General features: G+C 74.1%; 14 protein-coding genes. 10 read left to right on the plus strand and 4 right to left on the minus strand.

Features of this window, described 5'->3' with window-relative positions:
- On the minus strand, positions 1–1,995 hold the full coding sequence (locus tag ACWDRR_RS37780) for a glycoside hydrolase family 15 protein (protein WP_449776802.1): 1,995 nt from the start codon (positions 1,993–1,995) through the stop codon (positions 1–3).
- Positions 1,996–2,718: 723 nt separating this feature from the next.
- Here ACWDRR_RS37780 and ACWDRR_RS37785 point away from each other — a divergent pair.
- From ACWDRR_RS37785 to ACWDRR_RS37830, 10 genes are all read left to right on the plus strand, one after another.
- Complete coding sequence (locus tag ACWDRR_RS37785) at positions 2,719–4,395, plus strand: CTP synthase (RefSeq protein ID WP_449776803.1); 1,677 nt, start codon at positions 2,719–2,721, stop codon at positions 4,393–4,395.
- Between the two features lie 109 nt (positions 4,396–4,504).
- Positions 4,505–5,143, plus strand: coding sequence for an NUDIX domain-containing protein (locus ACWDRR_RS37790; protein ID WP_449776804.1), 639 nt, complete (start codon positions 4,505–4,507; stop codon positions 5,141–5,143).
- A gap of 255 nt (positions 5,144–5,398) precedes the next feature.
- A complete protein-coding gene (locus ACWDRR_RS37795; protein WP_449776805.1) occupies positions 5,399–7,849 on the plus strand; it encodes a tetratricopeptide repeat protein in 2,451 nt (816 codons plus the stop codon).
- Positions 7,850–8,110: 261 nt separating this feature from the next.
- Positions 8,111–9,226 carry an alanine dehydrogenase gene (gene ald, locus ACWDRR_RS37800; RefSeq protein ID WP_387949136.1) on the plus strand — a complete coding sequence of 372 codons (1,116 nt, stop codon included), beginning with the start codon at positions 8,111–8,113 and terminating at the stop codon, positions 9,224–9,226.
- 509 nt (positions 9,227–9,735) lie between these two features.
- Positions 9,736–10,803 (plus strand): ParA family protein, encoded by a 1,068-nt coding sequence (locus ACWDRR_RS37805; protein WP_380392235.1) that lies wholly within the window; start codon positions 9,736–9,738, stop codon positions 10,801–10,803.
- On the plus strand, positions 10,800–11,486 hold the full coding sequence (locus tag ACWDRR_RS37810; RefSeq protein ID WP_449776806.1) for a hypothetical protein: 687 nt from the start codon (positions 10,800–10,802) through the stop codon (positions 11,484–11,486). The genes ACWDRR_RS37805 and ACWDRR_RS37810 overlap by 4 nt, the downstream gene beginning before the upstream one ends.
- A 190-nt stretch (positions 11,487–11,676) precedes the next feature.
- Positions 11,677–12,669, plus strand: a complete 993-nt coding sequence (locus ACWDRR_RS37815) for a segregation and condensation protein A (RefSeq protein ID WP_449776807.1) — start codon at positions 11,677–11,679, stop codon at positions 12,667–12,669.
- 449 nt (positions 12,670–13,118) lie between these two features.
- A complete protein-coding gene (gene scpB, locus ACWDRR_RS37820) occupies positions 13,119–13,712 on the plus strand; it encodes an SMC-Scp complex subunit ScpB (protein ID WP_449776825.1) in 594 nt (197 codons plus the stop codon).
- Between the two features lie 63 nt (positions 13,713–13,775).
- Positions 13,776–15,263 carry a pseudouridine synthase gene (locus ACWDRR_RS37825; RefSeq protein WP_449776808.1) on the plus strand — a complete coding sequence of 496 codons (1,488 nt, stop codon included), beginning with the start codon at positions 13,776–13,778 and terminating at the stop codon, positions 15,261–15,263.
- Between the two features lie 426 nt (positions 15,264–15,689).
- A complete protein-coding gene (locus tag ACWDRR_RS37830; RefSeq protein WP_360626318.1) occupies positions 15,690–16,673 on the plus strand; it encodes a helix-turn-helix domain-containing protein in 984 nt (327 codons plus the stop codon).
- 57 nt (positions 16,674–16,730) lie between these two features.
- Here ACWDRR_RS37830 and ACWDRR_RS37835 read toward each other — a convergent pair whose 3' ends face one another.
- The 3 genes from ACWDRR_RS37835 to ACWDRR_RS37845 all read right to left on the minus strand — a co-directional run bounded on the left by ACWDRR_RS37835 (position 16,731) and on the right by ACWDRR_RS37845 (position 20,907).
- A complete protein-coding gene (locus ACWDRR_RS37835) occupies positions 16,731–17,093 on the minus strand; it encodes a DUF952 domain-containing protein (RefSeq protein WP_449776809.1) in 363 nt (120 codons plus the stop codon).
- Between the two features lie 64 nt (positions 17,094–17,157).
- Positions 17,158–18,744, minus strand: a complete 1,587-nt coding sequence (locus ACWDRR_RS37840; protein WP_449776810.1) for a mucoidy inhibitor MuiA family protein — start codon at positions 18,742–18,744, stop codon at positions 17,158–17,160.
- Between the two features lie 3 nt (positions 18,745–18,747).
- Entirely contained in the window at positions 18,748–20,907 is a 2,160-nt protein-coding gene (locus tag ACWDRR_RS37845) for a DUF4139 domain-containing protein (RefSeq protein ID WP_449776811.1), read from the minus strand.
- Between the last annotated feature and the right edge of the window lie 236 nt (positions 20,908–21,143).

A 21,143-nucleotide genomic window follows, 5' to 3' on the forward strand; every position in this document is an offset into this window, starting at 1 on the left:
TCAGACGGTGGCCTGCTCGGCCCGGTCGGTGGCCAGGCCGTCCGGCTGGGCGGAGAGGTAGGCCCCGCCGCAGGCGGTCAGCCTCAGCGCGGTGTCGATCAGCGGGACGTGGCTGAAGGCCTGCGGGAAGTTGCCGACCTGGCGCTTCTCCCGCGGGTCCCACTCCTCGGCGAGCAGGCCGAGGTCGTTGCGCAGCGACAGCAGCTTGTCGAAGAGCTCGCGGGCCTCCTGCACCCGGCCGATCATGGCGAGGTCGTCGGCCAGCCAGAACGAGCAGGCCAGGAAGGCGCCCTCGTGGCCGGAGAGGCCGTCCACGTTGTTGCCGCTCTCGTCGTGCGTGGGGTAGCGCAGCACGAAGCCGTCCTCGGTGGAGAGCTCGCGCTGGATCGCCTCGATGGTGCCGATCACCCGCTTGTCGTCCGGCGGGAGGAAGCCGACCTGCGGGATGAGCAGCAGCGAGGCGTCCAGCTCCTTGCCGCCGTAGTACTGGGTGAAGGTGTTGCGCTCCGGGTCGTAGCCCTTCTCGCAGACGTCGCGGTGGATGGTCGCCCGCAGCTCGCGCCAGTGCTCCAGGTGGCCGTCGGAGGGGGCGTCCTCGGGGTTCTGCTCCAGCAGCTTGATCGTGCGGTCGACCGCGACCCAGGCCATCACCTTGGAGTGGACGAAGTGCCGGCGCGGGCCGCGCACCTCCCAGATGCCCTCGTCCGGCTCCTGCCAGTGCTCCTCCAGGTACTCGATGAGCCGCAGCTGGAGGTGGTGGGCGTGGTCGTTGCGGACCAGGCCGGTCATGTGGGCCAGGTGCAGGGCCTCGACGACCTCGCCGTAGACGTCCAGCTGCAGCTGGCCGGCCGCGCCGTTGCCGACCCGCACCGGCTGCGAGCCCTCGTAGCCGGGCAGCCAGTCCAGCGAGGACTCGGTGAGCTCGCGCTCGCCGGCGATGCCGTACATGATCTGCAGGTTCTCCGGGTCCCCGGCGACGGCGCGCAGCAGCCACTCGCGCCAGGCACGGGCCTCGTCGCGGTAGCCGGTGCGCAGCAGCGAGGAGAGGGTGATGGCGGCGTCGCGCAGCCAGGTGTAGCGGTAGTCCCAGTTCCGCTCGCCGCCGATGTCCTCGGGCAGGGAGGTGGTGGGGGCGGCGACGATGCCGCCGGTGGGGGCGTAGGTGAGGCCCTTGAGGGTGATCAGGGAGCGGACCACGGCCTCCCGGTAGGGGCCCTGGTAGGTGCACTGGCCGGCCCACTCGTGCCAGAAGTCCGCGGTGGCGTCGAGCATCTCCTCGGCGTCCGGGGCCTTGGGAGCCTCCAGGTGGGAGGCCTGCCAGGTGAGCGCGAAGGCGATCCGCTCGCCGGCCGCGACGGTGAAGTCCGCGTAGGTGGTGAGGTTGCGCCCGTAGGTGTCCGCCTCGCCGTCCAGCCAGACCGAGTCGGGGCCGGCCACGGCCACGGTCCGGTGGCCGCCGTCGGCCTGCTCGACCCGGTGCACCCAGGGCACGACCCGCCCGTAGCTGAACCGCATCCGCACCGCCGAGCGCATCCGGACCGTGCCGGACAGCCCCTCGACGATCCGGATCATCTGCGGGACGGCGTCCCGCCCGGCCAGCGGGCGCGGGGGCATGAAGTCGATCACCCGGACGCTGCCGCCCTGGCGGTCCCACTCCTGCTCCAGGATCAGCGAGTCGCCCCGGTAGCGGCGCCGGTCGGCGGGGACGGCCGGCGCCGCGGCGGTGGGCGGGGGGACCCGCAGGTCGCCGGTGTCGGTGAAGCGGACGCGCGGGGTGTCCGGGGCGGGGGCCGGGGTGGCCGGCAGCTCGGCGGCCATCACCTCGGCCGGGCCGATCCGCCAGAAGCCGTGTTCATCGGTGCCGAGCAGGCCGGCGAACACCGCCGGCGAGTCGAAGCGGGGCAGGCACAGCCAGTCGACCGCCCCGTCCCTGCTGACCAGGGCAGCGGTCTGCATGTCCCCGATGAGTGCGTAGTCCTCGATACGGCCGGCCACGTGGATCTCCAGTTCGCAATGTGGTCACGACGCATCGGCGATCCGGGGAGAGCCAGCGGGTCTGCGGGGCCGGGGCCACCCCGGGACGTCCGGCCTGCCGGGGGTGGTGGCAGGCCTTGCTGGAGTGTCCGCGCGAGGCTCGGTCGAGCCCCAGGGTGGGTGGGGGGAGCTTGGTAACGGGGAGGTCCGGTCGCGCATCGGGGACCGAGAGGTGTCCTGACCCTCCCACGCCCTCCGCTTGCTCGTGCTGTCGGCGATGCGTCCGTGCAGCTTACGACGGACGAAAGGGGCGAAGCACGCGGACGCAGCCCTGCGTGGCGCCACAATTCGGCGGAAATGCCGTGCATCGTGGGGGAGCCGTGCAGGATGGCTCGGAAGGATCACCTCCGGATGGTCCGTCGGGAGGGGCTCTCATGACCCGCCCGAGCGCCGCGGAGTGGCCCGCTCGGGCGGGTGGTGCGACCGGTGTGACTCGTGCGCCCGATGGTGCGCCGGTGGTGCGCCGGGAGTGTGGTCCCGGGGCGCCGCGAGCGGGCCGGAACGCGTCCCGGCCGGGTCACTGATACCCTGGTATCCCGTGGACCGGTGGGATCAAACGCCCCGGACCAGCCGAACCGACGACCCTTCGAGCGCCGTGCACCGCACCGCACTCCCGTCGCGCGAGGCGAGCCGAGAGCATCCCGCCCACGTCACCTTCGACACGCGACCCACGGGAGCCCCCTCTTGGCACAGCCCCATTCCGGCAAGGCATCGAACGGCCGCGCCGTGACGACCAAGCACCTCTTCGTCACCGGGGGTGTCGCCTCTTCTCTCGGCAAGGGCCTCACCGCCTCCAGCCTGGGCGCCCTGCTCAAGGCCCGCGGACTGCGCGTGACGATGCAGAAGCTCGACCCGTACCTCAACGTGGACCCGGGCACCATGAACCCGTTCCAGCACGGCGAGGTCTTCGTCACCGACGACGGCGCCGAGACCGACCTGGACGTCGGCCACTACGAGCGGTTCCTCGACACCAACCTGCACGGCTCGGCGAACGTCACCACCGGCCAGGTGTACTCGACGGTCATCGCCAAGGAGCGCCGCGGCGAGTACCTGGGCGACACCGTCCAGGTCATCCCGCACATCACCAACGAGATCAAGGCCCGGATCCGCCGGATGGCGACCGAGGACGTCGACGTGGTGATCACCGAGGTCGGCGGCACCGTCGGCGACATCGAGTCGCTGCCCTTCCTGGAGGCCGTCCGCCAGGTCCGCCACGAGGTCGGCCGGGACAACGTGTTCTTCGTGCACGTCTCCCTGCTGCCGTACATCGGCCCCTCGGGCGAGCTGAAGACCAAGCCCACCCAGCACTCGGTGGCCGCGCTGCGCAACATCGGCATCCAGCCGGACGCCATCGTGCTGCGCGCCGACCGCGAGGTCCCGCAGGCCATCAAGCGCAAGATCTCGTTGATGTGCGACGTGGACGAGGAGGCCGTGGTCGCGGCCATCGACGCCAAGTCGATCTACGACATCCCCAAGGTCCTGCACGGCGAGGGCCTGGACGCGTACGTGGTGCGCCGCCTGGACCTGCCGTTCCGCGACGTGGACTGGACCACCTGGGACGACCTGCTGCGCCGCGTCCACGAGCCGCAGCACATCGTCAAGGTCGCGCTGGTCGGCAAGTACATCGACCTGCCGGACGCCTACCTGTCGGTGACCGAGGCGCTGCGCGCCGGCGGTTTCGCCAACAACGCCCGGGTCGAGATCAAGTGGGTCACCTCGGACGACTGCAGCACGCCCGAGGGCGCGCAGGAGCACCTCGGCGACGTGGACGCCATCTGCATCCCCGGTGGCTTCGGCGACCGCGGTGTGGACGGCAAGGTCGCCGCGATCACCTACGCCCGCGAGAACCGCGTCCCGCTGCTCGGCCTCTGCCTGGGCCTGCAGTGCGTGGTCATCGAGGCCGCCCGCAACCTGGCCGGCCTGCCCGAGGCCAACTCCACCGAGTTCGACGCCGCCGCCAAGTACCCGGTCATCTCCACCATGGCCGAGCAGCTGGCCATCGTCGACGGCAAGGGCGACCTGGGCGGCACCATGCGCCTGGGCCTCTACCCGGCCAAGCTCGCCGAGGGCTCCATCGTCCGTGAGGTCTACGGCGGCGAGCAGTACGTCGAGGAGCGCCACCGCCACCGCTACGAGGTCAACAACGCGTACCGCGCCGACCTGGAGAAGACCGGCCTGCAGTTCTCCGGCCTCTCCCCGAAGGGCGACCTGGTCGAGTACGTCGAGTACCCGCGCGAGGTGCACCCCTACCTGGTGGCCACCCAGGCCCACCCGGAGCTGAAGTCCCGCCCGACCCGCCCGCACCCGCTGTTCGCGGGCCTGGTCAAGGCGGCCATCGAGATCAAGACGGCCGGTCAGTAGTCAGGACCGACCAGTAGTCGTCGACATGTCACCGGACGGCGGCCCCGCGATTCCCGCGGGGCCGCCGTCCGGCGTTAGATTGTGTCGTACTGACGAAAAGGGGAGAGCGATGGACGACCAGAGCATCTTTGACGTGGCCGAGGAGTGGGAGACCCGGGGGACCACGACGCCGTTCCAGGGCAGGGTCACCGGGGTGCGCTCCGAGGAGGTCCGGATGCCCGACGGCGGCTGGGCCCGCCGCGACTACCAGACCCACCCCGGCTCGGTCGCCGTCCTGGCACTGGACGACCGGCAGCGGGTGCTGATCCTGCGCCAGTACCGCCACCCCGTCCGGCAGCGGCTCTGGGAGCTGCCGGCCGGCCTCCTCGACGTCCCCGGGGAGAACCCGCTGCACGCCGCCCAGCGCGAGCTGTACGAGGAGGCGCACTGCAAGGCCGACGGCTGGCGGGTGCTGGTCGACTTCTACACCTCGCCCGGCGGCACCGACGAGGCGCTGCGGCTCTTCCTCGCCACCGACCTCACCGAGGCCGACGGCGAGCGCTACGAGGCGCACGGCGAGGAGCTGGAGATCGAGATCGCCCGGGTGCCGGTCACCGAGCTGGTCCGGCTCATCCACGCGGGCGAGCTGCACAACCCCACCCTGATCACCGGCACCCTGGCCGTGCACGCCGCCCTCACCGGCCCCGGTGGGCTGGAGGCGCTGCGCCCGGCGGACTCGCCGTGGCCGGCCCGGCCCTTCTCGGTGTGACGTCCGCCGGGCCGGCGTCGGCCGGGTGGGCCGGCGCGGCCTACCTCGGCGTGACGCCGGGTGGGTCTGCGCGCCCCCTCACGGCGTGACGCCGGGCGGGACTTCACCTCGTCGTTGATCCGCAGGAGTGACTTACCGGTTCGTACGACCGGATGTCACCTCGGCGGAGCCGGACGGTCGAACTACGCTTCGCAGACAGGCCGCCCGTCCCGGGCCGCCTCCGCTGAGCACTGGGTGACGTCGGGAGTGGCACGGGTGGCGAGGAAGACGGCGACGATGGACGCGGGGCCCGGCGTACCCGTCGAGGGCGTGCCCGGACTGGACCGGCTGCCGGCCGGTCCGACGCTGCTCGTCGGCCGGCGCGCCGAGCTCGCCGCCCTGCGGGCCGCCGCCGCCCGGCCGGCCGAGGGCCGCTGCCGGGTCCTGGTGCTGGCCGGCCGACCCGGCTCCGGGCGGACCACACTGGCCGTCCGGTTCGCCCTCACCGCCGCCGCCGACTACCCCGACGGCGTGCTGTTCGCCCGGCTCTCCGCCCCCGACGGCGGCCGGGTGCCCCCGGCCCGGGCCGCCCGCCGGCTGCTGGAGCAGCTCGGCGCGGACACCGCGGGCGTCCCGCTGCCCGGCGCCGTCGAGGACGGCCGGGACGAACCCGCCTGCGTCGCGCTGCGCGAGGCGCTGGCCGGGCGGAAGGTCCTGCTGGTGCTGGACGACGTCCGGGACGCCGGACAGCTCTGGCCCCTGCTCGCGGACGAGCCCGGCTGCCTCGTCCTGGCGACCACCGCCGGGCCGCTCACCGGCATCGAGGACATCGACCCGGTCATCCTCGGCGGGCTCGACCGGCAGGCCTCGGGCGAGCTGCTCGGGGACCTGGTCGGCGGGACGCGGATCAGCTGTGACCCGGTCGGCGGGGCCGACCTCGCGGAGGCCTGCGCCTCCCGGCCGGCCGCGCTGCGGCTGATGGCCGGCTGGCTGCGCGGCAACCCGAAACTGGCGGTCACGGATGCCGCGAAGGAGCTGGCGCGGGCGGTCCGGGAGGCCGACGCGAAGCCGGCGGGCGGCGTGAACCCGGCGGGCGGCGTGAAGTCGGCCAGTGGGGTGAAACCGGCGGGGGCGGGTGGTGCGAAGCCGACGGGGGCGGGGGACGGGCCCGGGGCGAAGGACGCGCTGAACGGGGGGACCGGGGCCGACGGGGCGGCCGGGGCGGCCGGGGCGGCCGGGCAGGCTCCGGGCGGGGCCAGGGACGTCCCGGGGGGAGCTCCGGGGGGAGTGAAGGGCGGGAAGCGGCCCACGGGTGCTGCCAGGGGCGCGAAGCGCGGTGAGCGGCGCGGCGGGAGCCAGGACGGGAAGCAGGGTTCGGAGCAGGCGCCGGAGCGGACTCCGGGGCAGGGGGGCCGACCGGGCGGGGGAGCGGGTGGGGCCGGGAGCGGGAAGCCGGGTGCCGCCGGGGCGCCCGGGCCGGCGGCACCGTCCGCTGCTCCCTCCGCCGCCTCCGCCGGGGCTTCCCGTCCGGGGCCGGCCGCCGGGCCGCTGTCGCCGGCCGCCGTCGCCCCGGCGAGGGCCCTGTCGTCCGCCGCCGTGCCGGTGACCGACCCCGCCGCCTGGGTGAAGCCCGCGCCCGAGCCCGCCGAACCCGTCCCGGTGCCCGACAACGATCCGCTGATCGGCGCGTTCACCCTGCAGTACGGCACGCTGCCGGCCGCCCAGGCCCGGATGCTGCGGGCGCTCACCCTCGCCCCGGGGCAGACGGCCGACCCGCGGACCGCCTCGGCGCTGGTCGGCTGCCCGGCGCAGGAGGCCGCCACCACGCTGGCCGCGCTCGCCGAGCGGGAGCTGCTCGGCGAGGAGCCGCCCGCGGCCGACGGCACCCCCCGCTACCGGGTGCCCGGCCGGCTCTACCCCCGGCTGGTCCGGCTGCGCGAGCGTGAGGACCGGCCCGCCGAACTCGAACTGGCCCGGGCCCGGCTGCTGGAGCGGCTGGTCCGGCTCACCGACTCCGCCCGCGCGCTGCTCGACCCGGCCGGCGGCCCCGGCCCGGACCCGCTGCCCGGCCCGCTCCGGCTGCGCTCCGCCGCCGAGGCCCGGCAGTGGCTTCTCGGCGAGCGCGACGTCCTGCTCGGCGCCGTCGCGGACGCGATCGGCCAGGGCGATCTGGACGGCTCGGCCGGCCGGCTGGTCACCGCCCTGCTCCGGGCGCTGCCGCTGACCGGCGCCGCCGCCCCCGCGGACCTCTACCAGCTGCACGAGCAGGTGCTGACCGTGGCCGAGCGGCACGGCAGGCCCCGCCGGGCCGCCGCCGCACTGCTCAATCTGGGTGATCTCCAGGCCGCCGCCGGCCGCTGGGAGCAGGCCGCCGCGCACTACCGGGCGGCCCTGGAACACGCCCGCTCCGCCGACGACGAGGCCCTCTGCGCCCGGGCACTGGAGGGCGCGGCCGGGTGCTACCGGGCGCTCGGCGAGGCCGTCCGCGCCGCCGACTGGTACGGGCGGGCGCTCGCCCTGCGGCAGTCGATGGGCGACCACGCCGCCGAGGCCCGGCTGCTCGCCCGGGTGGCCGAGGCGCACACCGCGCAGCGCCGGTTCGAGGAGGCCGAGCGGGAGTACCGGTCGTCCCTGGCGGTGCTGCGGCGGCTGGGCGACGAGCGCGGGCTCCAGGTGGTCGGCGCCGCCCTCGCGGAGCTGCGGGAACGTCTCGACGGCGGGTGGTAGGGGGCGGTTTCGGAGTATTGTCGGAGATGCCTGGTTGGCATTGCTTTGGCGGGAAGATCGCTGGGGAAGCCTACGAACCTGCCAATGTGTCCGGCAGATTTATTCACTTTGGAAGGCTGACACGCCGCCTGGGCTTCATTACACTCGAACTCAGTCGCGCAGCGATCCATGCCCCGGTGTCTTCCGGAGGCTTCCCCACGTGCGCGTCGCCCGCCGGTCTTCTCCGGTAGGGACCCCCATGGCAAGAGGACGTGTTTAGCCGTGAAGGTCGGCATCCCCCGCGAGGTCAAGAACCACGAGTACCGCGTGGCCATCACGCCCGCCGGCGTGCATGAGCTGGTCCGCAACGGACACGAGGTCTACATCGAGGACAACGCCGGTGTCGGCTCCTCGATCCCCAACGAGGAGTACGTGGCCGCCGGCGCCACCATCCTCCCCACCGCCGACGAGGTGTGGGCCACCGCCGACCTGCTGCTGAAGGTCAAGGAGCCCATCGCCCAGGAGTACCACCGTCTGCGCAAGGGCCAGACCGTCTTCACGTACCTGCACCTGGCGGCCGACCGCGCCGGCACCGACGCGCTGGTCGCGTCCGGCACCACCGCGATCGCGTACGAGACCGTGCAGCTCGCCAATGGCGCCCTGCCGCTGCTCGCGCCGATGTCCGAGGTCGCGGGCCGGCTGGCCCCGCAGGTCGGCTCCTACCACCTGATGCGCCCGGCCGGCGGCCGCGGCGTGCTGCCCGGTGGCGTGCCCGGCACCCACCCGGCCAAGGCCGTCGTCATCGGCGGTGGCGTCTCCGGCTGGCACGCGGCCACCATCGCCATCGGCATGGGCTACGAGGTGACCCTGCTCGACCGCGACATCAACAAGCTGCGCGAGGCCGACAAGGTCTTCGGCACCAAGATCAAGGCCATCGCCTCCAACGCCTTCGAGCTGGAGAAGGCCGTCCTGGAGGCCGACCTGGTGATCGGCGCCGTGCTGATCCCGGGCGCCAAGGCCCCGAAGCTCGTCACCAACGAGCTGGTCTCCCGCATGAAGCCGGGCTCCGTGCTCGTCGACATCGCCATCGACCAGGGCGGCTGCTTCGAGGACTCGCACGCGACCACGCACGCCGAGCCGACCTTCCAGGTCCACAACTCGGTCTTCTACTGCGTGGCCAACATGCCGGGCGCCGTCCCGAACACCTCCACCTACGCGCTGACCAACGCCACGCTGCCCTACATCGTGGAGCTGGCCAACCGTGGCTGGAAGGACGCGCTGCGTCGCGACCCGGCGCTCGCCAAGGGCCTGAACGTGCACGAGGGCCAGATCACCTTCGGCGCCGTCGCCGAGGCCTTCGGCCTGGAGTCCGTCTCCCTGGAGAGCGTGCTCGCCTGACCTCGCCCTTCCCCGGTCCGGGACGGTCCGCGCCGGCCGGCGCAGGCCGCCCCGACCCGGTGCTGCTCCCCGCAGGGCGGCCCGTAGGCCCCCGGCCCTCCTTCCCCTCCCGTCGACGGGCGGAGAAGGAGGGTCGGGGGCTTCGCCATGCCCGTGAACGGGTGGTGACACGGGCGGGTCGCTCTGTCGTCAATTTCTGTGGGTCGTGTCACCCGACCGCAGAAACGTTAGGGTCAAGGGCCCGCGCATCCCTTGACAGAGGGTTGCCCGATAGTCGACACATCCTGCCCACTACCGTGGATTGTGTTGCTGCGAACGCCTTGAACGGCCTAGAGTCGCAAACCGTCGGCATGCTGCCACGCTGACGAATCGACATAGAGTCCTGGATGCCCAAGGAGGTAAGACGACTTGTGAATGAGTCGACATTTGCTCCCGGGGGTGGTCAGCCAGGACTGGCGGAGCACACCGCCGTCCAGCCGAGTGAGGAGTCCGGGGCCCGGCAGGCCACCGTGGGCTCGGCCGAGGTCGGCTCGGTCGCACTCCGCACTTTCGAAGCACGCCAGAACACAGCACAGGTGACCACGGTGACCGACTACGACGTCGACCTGCCGGCCCACGGCCTGGCCTACGGCGAGTTCGCCTACGGCGCCTACGACGACCCGGACGCCGAGTACGAGCCGGATCCGGAGTACGCCGCCACGCTGGCCCCCGACGCCGCGCGCCAGCGCCGCGAGCGGGTCGGCCCGACCGGCCGTCCACTGCCGTACTTCCCGATCCCCGCGCCGGTGGCCGAGCACGGCCCCGCGCAGATCATCGCGATGTGCAACCAGAAGGGCGGCGTCGGCAAGACCACGTCGACCATCAACCTGGGCGCGGCCCTGGCCGAGTACGGCCGCCGCGTGCTGCTCGTGGACTTCGACCCGCAGGGCGCCCTCTCGGTGGGCCTCGGGGTCAACCCCATGGAGCTCGACGTCACCGTCTACAACCTGCTCATGGAGCGGGGGCTGACGGCCGATGAGGTGCTGCTGAAGACCGCGGTGCCGGGCATGGACCTGCTGCCCTCCAACATCGACCTCTCCGCCGCCGAGGTGCAGCTGGTCAGCGAGGTGGCCCGGGAGTCCGCGCTGGCGCGCGCCCTGAAGCCGCTGCTGCCCGACTACGACTTCGTCATCATCGACTGCCAGCCCTCGCTGGGCCTGCTGACGGTCAATGCCCTGACGGCGGCTCACAGCGTCATCGTCCCGCTGGAGTGCGAGTTCTTCGCGCTGCGCGGTGTCGCGCTGCTCACCGAGACGATCGAGAAGGTCTGCGAGCGGCTCAACCCCGAGCTGCGCCTGGACGGCATCCTGGCCACCATGTACGACTCGCGCACCGTGCACAGCCGCGAGGTGCTGGCCCGGGTCGTCGAGGCGTTCGGCGAGCACGTCTTCCACACCGTCATCGGGCGGACCGTGCGCTTCCCGGAGACCACCGTCGCCGGCGAGCCGATCACGACGTACGCGACCAACTCGGTCGGTGCCGCCGCCTACCGTCAGCTCGCCAGGGAGGTGCTCGACCGGTGCCGCCCCGCCGAGTGAGTCTCCCGGGTGCCGACGAGCTGTTCCGGACCACCGGCGGGATGGCGCTGTCGCCGTCCCTCGCGCCGCGTCCGGCCGCCGAGGCACCCAGACCGGAGACCGCGCGGACCGTCAACGGCGCCGGCCCCGGAGCGGACGGCGCCGAGGGCGTCGACGACGGCGCCGGGGGCTCCGCGGGCAGTACGAACGGGAGTGCCGCGACCGCCGGCGAGGCCGGTCGGCCGCGCGAGCACCAGCCGTCGGCCGGCTCGGTGCCGCCCCCGGCACAGCCGGGTGGGGCCCAGGGCATCGGGCAGACCGGTGCGGCGGGCAGCACGGCGGGCGGTGCGGCGGGCGCCGCACAGGCCGGGAAGACCGTGCAGGGCGGCCGGAGCGCCGCGCCGGCGCCGCGCCAGCACGCGGGTGCCGCCGAGGAGCAGGCGGGCGCCACAGGGCGTCCCAGGCCGCGCGGCCGGGCTCCGCGCCGCCCCACCGGGCGGGAGCGGCACGACGAGAAGATCACCGTGTACGTGTCCGCCGAGGAGCTGATGGACCTCGAGCACACCCGGCTGGTGCTCCGTGGCGAGCACGGCCTCGCGGTGGACCGCGGCCGGATCGTCCGGGAGGCCATCGCGGTGGTGCTGGCCGACCTGGAGCAGCGCGGCGAGGCGAGCATCCTGGTGCGGCGGCTGCGCGGGCGCTGAGGGCTCTGAGGCTCTGAGGGCTCTGGGTTCTGGGGGCCGGTTCTTCGGAGCCAGTGGCTCCGGGGCTCGGCGCTCGGCGCTTGTGGGGCGGTGTCCGGCGGGCGGTGGTGCCGGTCCGGGCGCGGTGCGTGCGGCGTGTCGTCGGCCCCGGCGCGGGGTGGGCGGTGGCGCCGGGTGAAGATGGACCGTCATGCCGAGCACCTCCGAATCGCCCGCCGCCGAGACCTTCGAGGTCACTGAGACCGCTGGGGCCGCTGAGATCGTTGCGGCTGGTCAGGGCGCCGAGGGCGCTGCCGCTGAGGGCGCCGAGGCCGCCGAGGTCGGTGCGACGGGTGAGGGCGCCGGGGCTGCCGAGTCGGTTGAGGTCGCCGGTCAGTCCCGTGGTGGCTTCCGGGTGCGGCTGGAGAACTTCGAGGGCCCCTTCGACCTGCTGCTGAGCCTGATCGCCAAGCACAAGCTGGACGTCACCGAGGTGGCGCTCGCCACGGTCACCGACGACTTCATGGCGCACATCCGGGCCATGGGCCCGGACTGGGACCTGGACGCCGCGACCGAGTTCCTGGTGGTCGCCGCGACGCTCCTCGACCTCAAGGCCGCCCGGCTGCTGCCGGCCGCCGAGGTCGAGGACGAGGAGGACCTCGCCCTGCTGGAGGCACGCGACCTGCTCTTCGCCCGGCTGCTGCAGTACCGGGCCTACAAGCGGGCGGCGGCCCTCTTCGGCGACCGCTGGGCCGCCGAGCTGCTCCGGCGCCCCCGGACCGTCGGCCTGGAGCCGCAGCACGCGCAGCTGCTCCCCGAGGTCGTGATCAGCATCGGCACGGAGCGGTTCGCGCAACTGGCGGCGAAGGCGATGACGCCCAGGCCCGAGCCGGTCGTCTACGTCGACCACATCCACTCCCCGCCGGTCAGCGTGCGGGAACAGGCCGGGCTGGTGGTCGGGCTGCTCGCCGAGCTGGGCGAGGCGTCCTTCCAGCGGCTGGTCGCCGACGCGCCGGACACCCTGGTCGTGGTCGCCCGCTTCCTGGCCCTGCTGGAGCTGTACCGGGAGCGGGTACTCGCCTTCGAGCAGCCCGAGGCGCTGGGCGAGCTGCTGGTGCGCTGGGTGGCCGAGGAGGACCGCGGCGCGGTCGAGGTGACGGACGAGTTCGACCGGCCGGTGGGCGAGCAGAAGGAGGAGCGATGACGTCTGGGGCGAACGCCGGAGAGCGGCCGGTGCGGCGTCCGCTCGGCGTGCCGGGGCAGCCGAGGGCGGAGGAGTGGCTGGAGCCGGCACCGGGGGTGGTGGCGGAGCCGGTGCTGGACGCGGTCGTGGTCGACGCGGTCGTGATTGATGCGGCGGCGGTCGGTGGGGCGGCGGCGGTCGGTGGGGTGGCGGCTTCTGAGACGGCCGTCGTCGAGGTGGCCGTCGACGAGGTGGCCGTCGACGAGGTGGCCGTCCTCGACGTGGCGGCCGGGGCGACCGGGGCCGGTGCGGCGGTGGTGGCCGAGCCCGCTCCCGGGGTGTCCGAGGTGCTGGTCGTGCACCAGAAGTCGGCTCCGTCGACTTCCGGTGCGGGAGAGACCGAGCGGGTTGCGGCCGGGACGGCGCCGGCCGGCGGGCCCGGGTTGAAGGCCGAGCTGGAGGCGATTCTGATGGTCGTCGACGAGCCCGCCCGGGAGGCCCACCTGGCGTCCGTCCTGGAGCGACCGCGGGAGGAGGTGGCGTCGGCGCTGCGCGAGCTGTCCGCCGAGTACACCGCCCAGGGCCGCGGTTTCGACCTGCGACTGGTGGCCGGCGGGTGGCGGTTCTACAGCCGTGCCGAGTGCGCGCCGGCCGTCGACCGCTTCGTCCTGGACGGCCAGCAGGCCCGGCTGACGCAGGCCGCGCTGGAGACTCTGGCGGTCGTCGCCTACCGGCAGCCGGTGTCCAGATCACGGGTCTCGGCCGTCCGTGGTGTGAACTGTGACGGCGTGATGCGTACCCTGGTACAGCGAGGACTGGTGGAAGAGGCCGGATCCGAGCCCGAAACAGGTGCGATCCTGTATCGGACGACGAACTACTTCCTGGAACGGATGGGGCTCCGCGGCCTGGACGAGCTGCCGGAGCTTGCTCCCTTCCTGCCCGAGGTCGACGACGTGGAAGCGGAGTCCCTGGAGGGCACGATGATCGCGGAGGCGGTCGCCGCCGCTGCCGCGCAGGCTGCGAACGGCAGTGGCGAGGCCGATCGGCCTTCGCTCGATCGGTAGGGGGGCGGTGAGGTCGGCCGAAACGACCGCACATCCCAGACGGAACGACGTACGGACACTTTGATGCGTAGCAGTGGCAACGGCAGGAACAGCAGCGGCGGCGGCAGCGGTCGCGGCGGACAGGGCGGGGGCCAGGCCGGCGGCGGCTCCTACGGGGGCGGCTCGGGCCGTGGCGGCTCGGGCGCTTCGCGCGGGGGTTCGTCGGGCGGCGGTTCGTACGGCGGCGGCTCGCGCGGGGGTTCGTCGGGCGGCGGCTCGTACGGTGGCGGCTCGCGCGGCGGTTCGTCGGGCGGTGGCTCGTACGGCGGCGGTTCGTACGGTGGCGGCTCCGGCGCTTCGCGCGGTGGGTCCGGTTCGTACGGTGCCGGCTCGCGCGGCGGTTCGTCGAGCGGTGGTTCGTACGGCGGCGGCGCGGGTTCGCGCGGCGGTTCGTACGGCGGCGGCTCGGGCTCCTCGCGTGGCGGGTCCTACGGCGGCGGCTCCGGCGGTTCGCGGGGCGGCTCCGGCTCGTACGGGCGGGACGACCGCCGCGACGACCGGCGGGACGACCGGCGCGACGACCGCCGGTTCCCCGACCGCCCGCTGCGTCCCGAGGAGCGGCGCTACGACCGCCCCGAGTTCGGCGGCGGTCCCAACGCCACTCCCGCCCGCGGCGGCTACAGCGGGCGCCGTCCCAGCCCCGCCCCGCGGCCCCGCCGTGAGGGCCAGGGCGCCCCGGGCGACCCGCGCCGCCAGCCGCAGCGCTCGCGCGAGCTGCAGGCCAAGATCGAGGACGCCGTTCTCGCCCGGCACGACAAGCCGGCCGTGAAGCTGCCGAAGACGGGCAGCGAGGAGGGCGAGCGCCTGCAGAAGGTGCTGGCCCGGGCGGGCATCGGCAGCCGCCGGGCGTGCGAGGAGCTGATCGAGCAGGGCCGGGTCGAGGTCAACGGCAAGCGCGTGACCGAGCAGGGCAAGCGGGTCGACCCGGAGAAGGACGAGATCAAGGTGGACGGCCTGACCGTCGCCACCCAGTCGTACCTGTTCTTCGCGCTGAACAAGCCGGCCGGCGTGGTCTCCACCATGGAGGACCCGGACGGCCGCCAGTGCCTCGGCGACTACGTGACCAACCGGGAGACCAGGCTCTTCCACGTCGGTCGCCTGGACACCGAGACCGAGGGCATCATCCTGCTCACCAACCACGGCGAGCTGGCCCACCGCCTCACCCACCCCCGGTACGGCGTGACCAAGACCTACCTGGCCGCGATCCAGGGCCCGATCCCGCGGGACCTGGGCAAGCAGCTGGCCAAGGGCATCGAGCTGGAGGACGGCTTCGCCCGGGCCGACAGCTTCAAGGTGATCTCCAACGTCGGCAAGAACTACATGGTCGAGGTGACCCTGCACGAGGGTCGCAAGCACATCGTCCGCCGGATGCTGTCCGAGGCCGGCTTCCCGGTCGAGAAGCTGGTGCGCACGCACTTCGGCCCGATCGCGCTGGGCGACCAGAAGTCCGGCTGGCTGCGCCGCCTGACCAACCCCGAGGTCGGTCAGCTGATGCGTGAGGTCGGCCTCTAGGAATCTGTGGACCGGTCGGTAGAGAAACACTCTGTAGACCGGTCGACATAGATTTGTGGACGGGGCCCGTGGCCGTGGGTTTGTGGATCTGTGGATCTGCAGGTTCGCGGCTGGGGGCAGCCTCTCTGTAGACCGGTCGACATATTCCGACCGGTTTCTGTAGACCGATCTTCATAATCTGCGGCCCCCGGGTCTCTCTGTAGACCGGTCTGCATATTCGGGTGTCCAGGAGGGCCTCCCCGCCAAGTGGCGGGGAGGCCCTCCTGCCGTTCGGCGGGTCCTGCTGTGAGCCGGGACGCATCGCCTGGTCATCGCCTTGTCAGCGTCATGATCCGTGGCCGAAGATTGCCACCTGACCACGACTCGCCGAGTGGCGGGACTGCGCCACTCCGGGCGCGGGCGGGAGTCGAGACGGGGAGCGGCGTCGTGTCCGATGCACCACTCAGCGCACTGGGACTGGCCGCGCCGGACGGACGGGTCTACGCGGCGCTGGTGGCCAACCCGCAGTCCACCGCCGAGGACCTCGCGGTCTGCTGCGGCCTGACGCTCCAGCAGAGCGTCCGCGCGCTGGACCGGTTGGCGCAGCAGGGCATGGCGACCCGGGCCCCGGTGGACCGGCACCGCTTCCTCCCGGTGGCCCCCGATGTCGCGATAGGCACGCTGATCGGCCATCGCGAGTCCGAGCTGCGGCACGCCAGGGCCGAGATGCACCGTCTGATGGACGCCTTCCGGGAGGCCTCGCGCTACACCGACCCGGCGCACTCGGTCGAGGTGCTGACCGGCGGCGAGGCGATCGCCCAGCGGCTGGAGCACATCACCGAGACCAGCCAGTACCAGGTCCGCGGCTTCGACTGTCCCCCGTACATCCAGGATCCGGTGGCCAACATCCCGCTGCAGCGGCAGCGGATGCGGGAGGGCCTGCGGTTCCGGACCATCTACGACCGGGAGGCGGTCGCCTGGCCTGGCCGGCTGGAGAAGAACATCCTGGTCGGCGTCGCGGACGGCGAGGAGGCGAGGGTCCGGCCGGTGCTGCCGATGAAGATGATCATGTCGGACGACCGGATGGCGATCATCCCGATCAGCGTGGGCGACAGCGTCCTCGACGCGGCCTATGTGATCCACCCGTCGGCGCTGCTCCAGGCCCTGGACACCCTGTTCGAGGCGGAGTGGGAGCGGGCGGTCCAGCTCCAGTCCGCGATCGGCGCCGCCGAGGGCGCGCTGGAGCCGGAGGCCGACCACCGCAAGCTGCTCGGCCTGCTGGCGGCCGGCCTCACCGACGAGTCGATCGCCCGCTCGCTCGGCTGGAGCGCCCGGACCACCCAGCGCCGGCTGCAGAGCCTGATGCGGGAGCTGGGCGCCACCACCCGCTTCCAGGCCGGCATGGCGGCCCGGGAGCGGGGCTGGCTGTAGCGGTGGCGACAGCACCGACGGCTGCACCGATGTCGGCCGGGACCGGTTCGGGCGGGCTCAGCTCCAGGGGGTGAGGTTCGCCCAGCGGCCGTCCGGGCCGCGCTCGACCTTCTCCAGGCCGACCACGGCGGACCGGTTCAGCCGCCCGTAGATGTGCGGGAACAGCACACCGGGGGTGGCCCCGGGCGGCGGTGTGCCGTTCGGGGCCTCCCACTTCACCATCGGTTCCACCAGCGACTCCTCGATCAGCAGCACCATCAGCGGACCGGGGGTGTCGGCGAAGAAGGCGTTGGCCGCCGCGAGCGCCGTCTGCTCGTCCGCCGAGCAGTGGATGAACCCGTCGGTGAGCAGCGAGGCGGTGGCGTACGGCCGGCCGGGGTCGGCCAGCCAGTCGTCCAGGGGGGCGAGGTGCAGGATCATGTTCCTGTTGTACCTGAACGCTCGTTACGGCGAGGGCCCGGCCGACCGGGCGCGGTCGGTGGTGTCACAGGCCGGCCACCTTCCCGGAGGCGGAGACCTCGTACACCAGCGTCACCGTCCGGCGCGCGCCGGGGCCGAGCGGGAGGTCCCAGCGGACGATGCCCTCGGTGTCGAAGGAGTCCGGTGCCGGGGAGCACTCCTCCTTGCGCAGCCGCACCTCCACCGCCGAAACCTCGGAGACCGGTACCCGTTCGCGGACCGTGACCAGCTGCTCGTCCCGCTCCTCGGGGCCCGAGAACCGGGAGATGTGCAGCCGGACCGTCCGGGTGGTCACCGTGCGCTGGGTGAGTCCGGCGGTGCCCTGGCGCTCCTCCGTCTCGCGGACCACCCGGTAGCCGTCCGAGCTGCCGAACGCCAGCTCGGCCTCGGCGCCCGCCGCGGTGAAGGGCAGCTCGCCCCGGCCGGTGAAGCCGCTGCCGCGGATCAGTTCCACCGGGCCGGCGAGCAGCGCGTGCCCGGCCGCGTTGCGGAACCGGACCACCTGGGTCACCAGCGGTGAGATTTCGGGGGCGCACGCGTACTCGCCGGCGGCAGGTGCCGTGAACGAGCCCAGCGGGACCCGGTGGGCCCGGCCGTCCGAGGGCACGGTGGCCGGGGCCGGCGCCCGCAGCACCCGGACCTCGCCGCCGTCGTCCACGCCCGGCACCGCCTCGGACGGCCCCAGCGTGCTGATCGCCTCCTCGCGCAGCTCCACCTCGACCGTGCGCCGCTCCTCGGCGCTGCGTTCGCGCAGCGCCAGCACGTCCTCGCCGAGCGCGGGCGGGGCGGTGGCCAGCGCCGAGCGGGCGGTGGAGAGGGTGAGCCGGGCCCCCGTCCAGTCCTCGCCGGTGCGCTGCCAGACGACCGCCTCGGACTCCAGGCGCAGCGACCCGTCGGCGAGGGTGGCCCGGTAGGACGGGCGCCAGACGGCGCACGGCACCAGATGGCCGACGGTCAGCCGGGCGGGGCCGGCGGCGGCCGCCTCGACGGTGAGGTCGAGGTGGGCGACGAGTTCGGCCGGCTCCTCCTCGGCCTCGTCGAGCGCGGTCCGGGCCTGCGAGCGGTCGACCTCCAGCTCGCGCAGCCGGGAGTGGGTGGCCCGCAGCTCCTCGCCGTACCGCTCGCGTTCGGCGTCCACCCGGTCCAGTTCGCGCGCCCAGCGGGCCCGCTCGACCTCGCCGACGCCGGCGCCCTCGCCGACCTCGCGGAGCAGGTCGGCGCTGAGCTGGGTGAGCAGCGCCAGCCGGGCCTCCAGACGGTGGCGCAGCTGCTCCTCGCGGCGGGCCCGCACGTCGAGCTCGTGGACGCGGTGGCGCAGCGCGGAGTCGTCCGGACCGGGCGGCAGCGGGGCGCGCGGGGTCCAGGCGCGGACGACACGGGCGTCCAGGACGCGGATGCCGGCGAGGGCGGTCGCTCCGGCGGGTGCGGCGGTTCCGGAGAGGGCGGTGGCCTCGGCGCGCAGGGTGCGGTCGACGGCGAGCGCGGTGATCGGGCCGAGGCGCAGCCGCTGGACGCCGGCGGCGAGCTCGACGGTGGCGGTGCGCTCGACCTGGCTGCGGTCCTCCAGGCAGGTGACGGCGGTGACCGGGAGGGGGATGGTGTCGCTGCTCATCGTTCAGTTCCTCCGGTTTCCGCCGACGATGGCCTTTCCGGCCGGGATCTTGATCTGGTACCCGCCGTCGAGCTCGGCCCGGCCGCCCGGCGGCAGTTCGATCCGCCAGAGCCGGCTGCTCGGCGGGCACTCCGGGGAGGGGACGGCGGGCGCCTGCCAGTCGGCCCGCTCCTCGATCCGGATCTCGGCGTCCGAGCTGACCGGCACGCGCTCGCGGACCTCCACGGTGACGGCGTGCCCGAGCCGGTTCGCCAGCTCCACGTGCACCCGGTGGTCGAGCACGGTGCTGGTGTTCAGCATGCCCGTGGTGGACTCGTGCAGCTCGGTGCGGCGCGCCACCTCGACGCTCTCGGTGACGCCGATGCCGAGCCGGCGCGTACCGCCCGGCGCGAGGGTGGGCAGGGCGGCGGTGAGCAGGAACTCGTCGTCGACCGTGACCTCGACCGGGCCGGCCAGCACCGCCTGGGCCGTCCGGTTGGCCAGCACCAGGGTGCCGTACACCTTCTCCTCGACGGAGGGGACGGTGACGTACTCGGGATTTACGGTGACCGGGATCTCGCCGATCGTGACGGTGTGCCAGGTGCCGTCGGACGGGATGTCGGCGGGCGCGGCGGCGTCGAAGCGGTGGTCGAAGGAGCCGGCCGAGGTGCGCGGCGGCACGGCGTGGCGGGGGAGCTGGAGGCCGGTCAGGGTGGCGCCGGCGGCCGCCGGAGCGGTCGTGGCCGGCGGGTGGAGGGTGCCCCGGCGCGCGGCGGGCTCGTCGGGGCCGGCCAGGACCAGCGAGGGGTAGTCGAGGAGCGTGGCGCCCGGGGTGGGGGGCGCCGGGGGTGCGGGCGGGGCCGCGGCTCCGCCGTACTCGTCGGCGAAGGCGGCCCGGGTGGACTCGACGGCGCTGCGCGAGGCGCGGGCCCGGCGGGCCTGCGGCGCCGGTGCCGGGGCCGCCGCCGGCGGGGGCAGCGGGCCGCCGGGCTGCGGGGGCGGCCCGCCGTAACCGGCGAAGCCGAGGGAGGCCTGGGGTTCGTCGAAGGACCGGGCACCACCGCGGGGCCCGCCCGGGGCGACGGGGGAGACGGGGGCGACGGGCGCGGCGAGACGAGGGGGCGCGGCGGCCGTGACGGCCGCGACGGGGACCGGGCCGCTCCGCCGGGGCTCGGGGCGGGGGCCCACCGCGTCGTAGCCGGTGAAGAGGTCGCCCAGGCCGGCCGGGGGCTCGCGCCAGCCGGAGGGCGGCGGGGCGGGCTGGCTGCGGCCGATCCGCAGCGAGCGCAGCTTGGGCAGGTCCGTGCGCCGGTCCAGGTCGGCGGTGGAGAGCGCGAGGCCGACGCCGGTCCAGTCCTCGCCGGTTCGCTGGGCGACGGAGGCGCGCAGCACCAGGCGGCCGGTGTCCGAGCCCTGCTGGTAGGAGAGGCGGTAGGCGGGCACCCAGCGGGCGGCCGGGACGCCGTACTCGAGCTCGATGTCGATGTCGGGGGCGGGTGCCTCGGCCGTGTCCTGGACGGGGGTCAGGGTCTTCGCGGGGTCGGGCACGGTGAGGGTGAGCAGGACGGTCGCGGAGGTCTCCACCGGCCGGGTCGGCCCGGCAGTGGACGAGCGCTCCAGCCGGTCGGTCAGCGTCTCGGTGGCGTGCTCGGCCCGTTCGAGCTCCCCGGTCAGCTCCTCGGCGCGGAGCTGGAGCCGGGCGAGCCGGTCGTCGATGAACTCGGCCAGCTCCAGCCAGGCATCGGCGGGCGTGCGGCGGAGCGGTTCGTCCTTGCGGCGCGCCGGCGGAACGGCGCGCAGCGCGGCCGTCTCGGCGATGGCGCCGAGGGCCAGCCGGTGCCGCTCCCGGACGGCCGACTCGTGCTCCCGGGCGTCCTTCAACTGACGCCGGAGCTCAGGGAGTTCGTCGGGGGAGCGGAGCTCGGCGACCGGTTCGAGGCGGGCCTCGGTGACGGCGGTGCCGGGCGGGCCGGAGAGCACCCGGGCCCGCAGCGACCGCCCGTCGAGCACCTGCGGCAGCCCGGTCAGCCGCAGCCGCCCGCCGGGCGGCAGGGCCACCCGGGCCCGGCGCCGGCAGACCGCGCCGGCGGCGTAGACCACGACCGAGTCGAGCACCGACGGGTGGGCCGGTACCGCCGCTCCGTCGGACTGCTTCCCGTTGTCTGCCCTGTGCTGATCGTCCACCCGGCCTACCCCTTCGTTCGCGCCGCTCGCGCCGATCGCGCGCTGCCGCCCCCTGGGCGGTCAGTCTGCCTCGCATCGGAGCGGACGTCCTCGGATTTCGCCCGCGCGCGGCGTGTGCGGTGAGCGCGGGCGTCGGTGTGTGTCTGCACGTGTCCGCGCGCGTACGTGCGGTGTGGTGCGTGCGGTGTCGTGCGTGGTGCGGTGCTGCGTGCTCGGCGGTGCGTGCGTGGTGTCGC

It is taken from the genome of Kitasatospora sp. NPDC003701 (assembly GCF_053587085.1).

What these genes read in the sequence shown, in the direction of transcription:
- ACWDRR_RS37790 (WP_449776804.1), top strand. Translation starts at nt 4,505, where the DNA reads ATGGACGACCAGAGCATCTTTGACGTGGCCGAGGAGTGGGAGACCCGG.
- ACWDRR_RS37815 (WP_449776807.1), top strand. Translation starts at nt 11,677, where the DNA reads ATGCCGAGCACCTCCGAATCGCCCGCCGCCGAGACCTTCGAGGTCACT.
- scpB (WP_449776825.1), top strand. Translation starts at nt 13,119, where the DNA reads ATGGTCGTCGACGAGCCCGCCCGGGAGGCCCACCTGGCGTCCGTCCTG.
- ACWDRR_RS37825 (WP_449776808.1), top strand. Translation starts at nt 13,776, where the DNA reads ATGCGTAGCAGTGGCAACGGCAGGAACAGCAGCGGCGGCGGCAGCGGT.
- ACWDRR_RS37835 (WP_449776809.1), bottom strand. Translation starts at nt 17,093, where the DNA reads ATGATCCTGCACCTCGCCCCCCTGGACGACTGGCTGGCCGACCCCGGC.
- ACWDRR_RS37840 (WP_449776810.1), bottom strand. Translation starts at nt 18,744, where the DNA reads ATGAGCAGCGACACCATCCCCCTCCCGGTCACCGCCGTCACCTGCCTG.